This is a genomic window from Citrobacter sp. (genome assembly GCF_050252275.1).
GTDB classification, from domain to species: Bacteria; Pseudomonadota; Gammaproteobacteria; order Enterobacterales; family Enterobacteriaceae; genus Citrobacter_A; species Citrobacter_A amalonaticus.
Genome location: NZ_JBFWLF010000278.1, coordinates 1 through 6,050 on the forward strand (window position 1 = coordinate 1; position 6,050 = coordinate 6,050).

2 protein-coding genes and 2 pseudogenes are annotated in these 6,050 nt (G+C 55.2%); all 4 read right to left on the bottom strand.

Annotation, left to right across the window (positions count from 1 at the left end):
• Nucleotides 1-225, bottom strand: a pseudogene (locus AB7E14_RS19230) (nitrate reductase molybdenum cofactor assembly chaperone); the annotation flags it as partial.
• Complete coding sequence (gene narH / locus AB7E14_RS19235; RefSeq protein WP_044327858.1) at nucleotides 222-1,757, bottom strand: nitrate reductase subunit beta; 1,536 nt, start codon at nucleotides 1,755-1,757, stop codon at nucleotides 222-224. The pseudogene AB7E14_RS19230 and the gene narH, both read right to left, overlap by 4 nt.
• On the bottom strand, nucleotides 1,754-5,497 hold the full coding sequence (locus AB7E14_RS19240; RefSeq protein ID WP_316961723.1) for a nitrate reductase subunit alpha: 3,744 nt from the start codon (nucleotides 5,495-5,497) through the stop codon (nucleotides 1,754-1,756). Before AB7E14_RS19240 ends, narH begins: the two co-directional genes overlap by 4 nt.
• 391 nt (nucleotides 5,498-5,888) lie before the next feature.
• A pseudogene (locus tag AB7E14_RS19245) lies at nucleotides 5,889-6,050 on the bottom strand (nitrate/nitrite transporter); the annotation flags it as partial.

A 6,050-nucleotide genomic window follows, 5' to 3' on the forward strand; every position in this document is an offset into this window, starting at 1 on the left:
CAATAGCGAGGTTGCCCGACCGCGGTCAAACAGTTCGCTGTAGTTGGCCTGCACATCCAGCATCTCCTGCGCGGTTAAATCGCGCAGGAAAACGCTGAGCGTATACGCATCCTCTTTATCAAGATTTTCAGATGACGCGAGTGCATCGTACAGTTCCTGCTGATGCTGCCACAGGGCAGCATCCGGGTACTCGAGCAGACGCGAAACAATGACGAGTTCAATCATTGGTGCGGCTCCGTTTTACTGGTCACATCGATGGCGTCAATGCGGCGGCTGTTGAACAGGTTGAATTTGGTGTCAGAACCGTGGCAACCGTCGCCGAAGGTAAAGCCACAACCGCTTTTCTCCGGGAACGCATCACGCGCCAGTTCACGATGGCTACTCGGTACGACAAAACGATCTTCGTAGTTGGCAATCGCCAGGTAGCGGTACATCTCCTGCGCCTGAGCTTCGCTTAAGCCCACCTCTTCCAGCGCGCGGGTATCCACTTTACCGTCAACGGTTTCCGCACGTTTATAGTGACGCATCGCCAGCATCCGTTTCAGCGCCAGCAGCACCGGTTGGGTATCGCCTGCGGTGAGCAAGTTAGCAAGGTACTGAACCGGAATACGCAGGCTGTCGACGTCCGGCAGAATGCCGTTGCTGCCAAGTTCACCCGCATCCGCCGCCGACTGAATCGGGGACAGCGGCGGCACATACCATACCATCGGCAGCGTGCGATATTCCGGATGCAGCGGCAGTGCCAGCTTCCAGTCCATCGCCATTTTATAAACCGGCGACTGCTGTGCGGCATCAATCACGCTCAATGGAATACCGTCTTTCAGCGCCTGTTCGATGACCGCCGGGTCGTTCGGATCGAGGAAAACATCCAGTTGGCGCTGATACAGATCTTTTTCGTGCTCGGTGCTCGCCGCGCTTTCAATCGCATCTGCGTCATACAGCAGTACGCCGAGATAACGAATACGGCCCACGCAGGTTTCGGAACAGACGGTTGGCTGGCCAGCTTCAATACGCGGATAACAGAAGATGCACTTCTCGGACTTCCCACTCTTCCAGTTGAAGTAGATCTTTTTGTACGGACAGCCGGTGATGCACATCCGCCAGCCGCGGCACTTATCCTGGTCGATCAGCACGATGCCGTCTTCTTCACGCTTGTAGATGGCGCCGCTCGGGCAGGTCGCCACGCACGCCGGGTTGAGGCAGTGCTCGCACAGGCGCGGCAGATACATCATGAAGGTGTTTTCAAACTGACCGTACATCGCCTTCTGCATGTTTTCGAAGTTCTGGTCTTTGGCGCGTTTTTCAAATTCGCCACCCAGAATTTCTTCCCAGTTCGGACCACTGGTGATTTTGTCCATCCGCTTGCCGGTAATCAGCGAGCGTGGACGGGCAATCGGCTGGTGCTTACTTTCCGGCGCGTTGTGCAGGTTCTGGTAGTCGTAGTCAAACGGCTCGTAATAGTCGTCAATTCCCGGCAGATGCGGGTTGGCGAAAATTTTACCGAGCAGCATCGCACGGTTCCCCATACGCGGCTGCAGTTTGCCGTTGATTTTACGGATCCAGCCGCCCTTCCATTTCTCCTGGTTTTCCCAGTCATTCGGGAAACCAACGCCAGGCTTGCTTTCCACGTTATTGAACCAGGCGTATTCCATCCCTTCGCGGCTGGTCCAGACATTTTTACAGGTCACAGAACAGGTGTGGCAGCCGATGCACTTATCGAGATTCAGCACCATGCCGACTTGTGAACGAATTTTCATTTTACGCTCTCCTGTACCTGGTCATTGCCTTCGCCATCCAACCAGTTAATGTTCTTCATCTTACGTACCACAACAAATTCATCACGGTTTGAACCGACGGTGCCGTAGTAGTTAAAGCCGTAGGCCAGTTGCGCATAGCCACCAATCATGTGAGTGGGTTTTGGCGTAATACGGGTCACTGAGTTGTGGATCCCGCCGCGCTGCTGGGTAATTTCAGACCCTGGCAGGTTCACGATACGTTCCTGGGCGTGATACATCATGGTCATCCCGGCCGGAACACGCTGGCTTACCACCGCACGCGCCGTCAGGGCACCGTTACTGTTGAACACTTCGATCCAGTCGTTATCTTCAATGCCCAAATCTTTGGCGTCGGTTTCACTCATCCACACAATCGGGCCGCCGCGCGACAAGGTCAGCATCAGCAGGTTGTCGCTGTAGGTAGAGTGGATGCCCCATTTCTGGTGCGGCGTCAGGAAGTTGAGTGCTTTTTCCGGGTTACCGTTGGATTTCTCGCCCATCACTGATTTCACCGAACGGGTGTCGATAGGCGGACGGTAAACCAGCAGGCTTTCGCCGAAATCACGCATCCACTGGTGATCCTGATACAGCGACTGACGACCGGTCAGCGTACGCCACGGAATCAGCTCATGTACGTTGGTGTAACCGGCGTTGTAAGAGACGTGTTCGTCTTCCAGACCGGACCACGTCGGGCTGGAGATGATCTTACGCGGCTGCGCCTGGATATCGCGGAAGCGGATTTTTTCCTCTTCTTTATTGGTCGCCAGATGCGTATGGTCGCGTCCGGTAAACTCGCTGAGCGCGGCCCAGGCTTTTACCGCCACGTGGCCGTTCGTTTCCGGCGCCAGGGTCAGGATCATCTCTGCCGCGTCAATGGCGGTGTTGAGCATTGGTTGGCCTTTTGCCGGGCCGTCTGCCTTGGTGTAATTGAGCTTACGCAGCAGGTCCATTTCGCTCTGGGTATTCCAGGCGATCCCTTTACCGCCGTTACCGATTTTCTCCATCAGCGGGCCGATCGAGGTGAACCGTTCATAAGTCGCCGGGTAATCGCGTTCAACGGTCATAATGTGCGGCGCGGTGACGCCCGGAATCAGATCGCATTCGCCTTTTTTCCAGTCCTTCACGTCCAGCGGCTGCGCCAGTTCGGCGGCAGAATCGTGTTGAATCGGCAGCGTGACGACATCTGTCTCTTTCCCGAGATGCCCCACGCAGACTTCTGAGAATTTCTTCGCGATAGCCTTGTAGATTTCCCAGTCGCTTTTCGATTCCCAGGCCGGGTCAACGGCCGCAGACAGCGGATGAATAAACGGATGCATATCCGAGGTATTCATGTCGTCTTTTTCATACCAGGTCGCCGTTGGCAGCACGATGTCGGAGTACAAACAGGTACTCGACAGACGGAAGTCCAGCGTCACAACCAGGTCCAGCTTGCCGTCGAGACCGTTGTCCTGCCATTCCACTTCTTCCGGCTTCACGCCTCCCTGCTGACCCAGATCTTTCCCCTGGATCCCGTGTTCGGTTCCCAGCAGGTATTTCAGCATGTATTCATGCCCCTTACCGGATGAGCCCAGCAGGTTGGAGCGCCAGATGAACAGGTTGCGCGGATGGTTTTTCCCGTTCTCCGGCTGCTCGGCCGCGAAACGGATCGAACCTTCTTTCAGTGATTTGACGGTGTACTCCACCGGCGTCATCCCGGCTTTCTTCGCGTCTTCGGCGATAGTCAACGGGTTGGTACCAAGCTGCGGTGCGGACGGCAGCCAGCCCATGCGCTCAGCACGCACGTTGAAATCAATCAGATGACCGCTGTAGCGCGATTTGTCCGCCAGTGGTGACAGCAGTTCCTGCGCGGTAACGGTCTCATAGCGCCACTGGCTGGAGTGGTTGTAGAAGTACGACGTACTGTTCATGTGACGTGCCGGACGCTGCCAGTCGAGGGCAAACGCCAGCGGCTGCCAGCCGGTCTGCGGACGCAGTTTTTCCTGGCCGACATAGTGCGCCCAGCCACCGCCGCTCTGGCCGATACAGCCACAGAACACCAGCATGTTGATCAGACCACGATAGTTCATATCGAGGTGATACCAGTGGTTCAGACCGGCACCGACGATGATCATCGAACGGCCATGCGTCTTATCGGCGTTGTCGGCAAACTCACGCGCGATGCGGGTGATCTGTGCACGTGGTACGCCGGTAATCTGTTCTGCCCACGCCGGGGTATACGCTTTGATGTCGTCATAACTGGTGGCGCAGTTGGCATCGTTCAGACCGCGTTCCAGACCGTAGTTAGCCATCGTCAGGTCATAGACGGTGGTAACCAGCGCCGTTGTGCCGTCTGCCAGTTGCAGACGTTTAGCCGGCAGTTTGTGCAGCAGCACGTTTTCCAGTTCGACTTTATTGAAGTGCTCGGTGCCTTCACCACCAAAGTACGGGAAGCCCACCTCGGCGATCTCGTCCTGGCTACCCAGCAGACTCAATTGCAGTTCTGTCTCGGCACCGGTCGTACCATCGCGCTGCTCGAGGTTCCATTTGCCTTTTTCACCCCAGCGGAAACCGATCGAGCCGTTCGGCGCAACCATGTCACCATTGTTGTTAATGGCAACGGTTTTCCATTGCGGATTATTTTCCTGGCCCAGTGAATCCACAAGGTCAGCAGCGCGCAGCATACGGCCCGCGGCATAGTAACCGTTACGCGCTTCCAGCATCACCAGCATCGGCATGTCGGTGTAGCGACGTACGTAGTCGGTAAAGTACTGGCTCGGATTGTCGAGATGGAATTCACGCAGCATGACGTGACCCATTGCCAGCGCCATCGCCGCATCGGTGCCCTGCTTCGGCGCCAGCCAGAGGTCGCACAGCTTGGCGATTTCAGCGTAGTCCGGCGTTACCGCAACGGTTTTAGTGCCTTTATAACGGACTTCGGTAAAGAAGTGAGCATCCGGCGTACGGGTCTGCGGAACGTTAGATCCCCAGGCGATGATGTAGCTGGAGTTGTACCAGTCAGCGGATTCCGGCACGTCGGTCTGCTCACCCCAGGTCTGCGGAGACGCCGGTGGCAGGTCGCAGTACCAGTCGTAGAAGCTCAGGCAGGTGCCGCCAATCAGGGAGAGATAACGCGCGCCGGACGCATAAGAAACCATCGACATCGCCGGGATCGGCGAGAAGCCCGCCACGCGGTCCGGGCCGTACGTTTTCACGGTATAGACGTTAGAAGCGGCAATCAGCTCATTCACTTCCTGCCAGGAAGAACGGACGAAACCACCGCGACCACGCGCTTGTTTAAAGCTTTTTGCTTTATCGGCGTCTTCGATGATGGACGCCCAGGCGTCAACCGGATCGCTGTGCTGCACTTTCGCCTCACGCCACATCTTCATCAGACGTTTGCGCATCAGCGGGTATTTCAGTCGGTTAGCACTGTAGAGATACCAGGAATAACTCGCACCACGCGGACAGCCACGAGGCTCGTGGTTTGGCATGTCCGGACGGGTACGTGGGTAGTCGGTTTGCTGGGTTTCCCAGGTCACCAGACCGTTTTTAACGTAGATTTTCCAGCTACATGAGCCGGTGCAGTTAACCCCGTGGGTTGAGCGCACAACTTTATCGTGCTGCCAACGCTGGCGATATCCATCCTCCCAGTCCCGGTTGGTTTCGAGAAGCTGGCCGTGCCCATTGGCAAAGGTTTCACCCTTCTGCTTGAAGTAGCGAAACCGGTCCAGGAATTTACTCATCGGTTCTCTCCTGTGGAGCCTGACGGCTCTCTGATAAATCGACATTGCTTGATTGAGAGCGAAGGTAACGCTCTGAAAGGTCGTGAGAATTGATAACGATCAAGGCATACAGGGATGAAAATGGAGGGTAATTTTTGAAATACCCCTTTCGGAGGATTGGGCATTTAACAATATCCATCTGTTTTTAAAGCTTATTTTTTCAATCGTATTTTCCGTAAATGTTAAATTCTTAACGAGTGGGTATTAAGAGGTATGCCCTCTTGGTTGACCTCTTTTCGCAACGAACTGACAGAGCGACGTGACAATAATACCAACAGCATGTTGTAACTAATCAGAGGCAAAAATAAGCGCGGTCTAACGCCGCGCAATGGGGAATACATGACTGCTGTTTTTATTTTTTCGAATGTCGTCCGTATACCAACCAGGTGATAATCACACAGGCGATATAGAAGATCAGGAAGACTTTCATCGCGTCAACCGGTGAGCCGGTTAAGGCCAGCGAGGTACCAAACGCTTTCGGGATAAAGAAGCCGCCAATCGCGCCAATCGCAGA

Excerpts from the sequence above, each read along its gene's own strand:
- narH (WP_044327858.1), bottom strand. The coding sequence starts at position 1,757 with ATGAAAATTCGTTCACAAGTCGGCATGGTGCTGAATCTCGATAAGTGC.
- AB7E14_RS19240 (WP_316961723.1), bottom strand. The coding sequence starts at position 5,497 with ATGAGTAAATTCCTGGACCGGTTTCGCTACTTCAAGCAGAAGGGTGAA.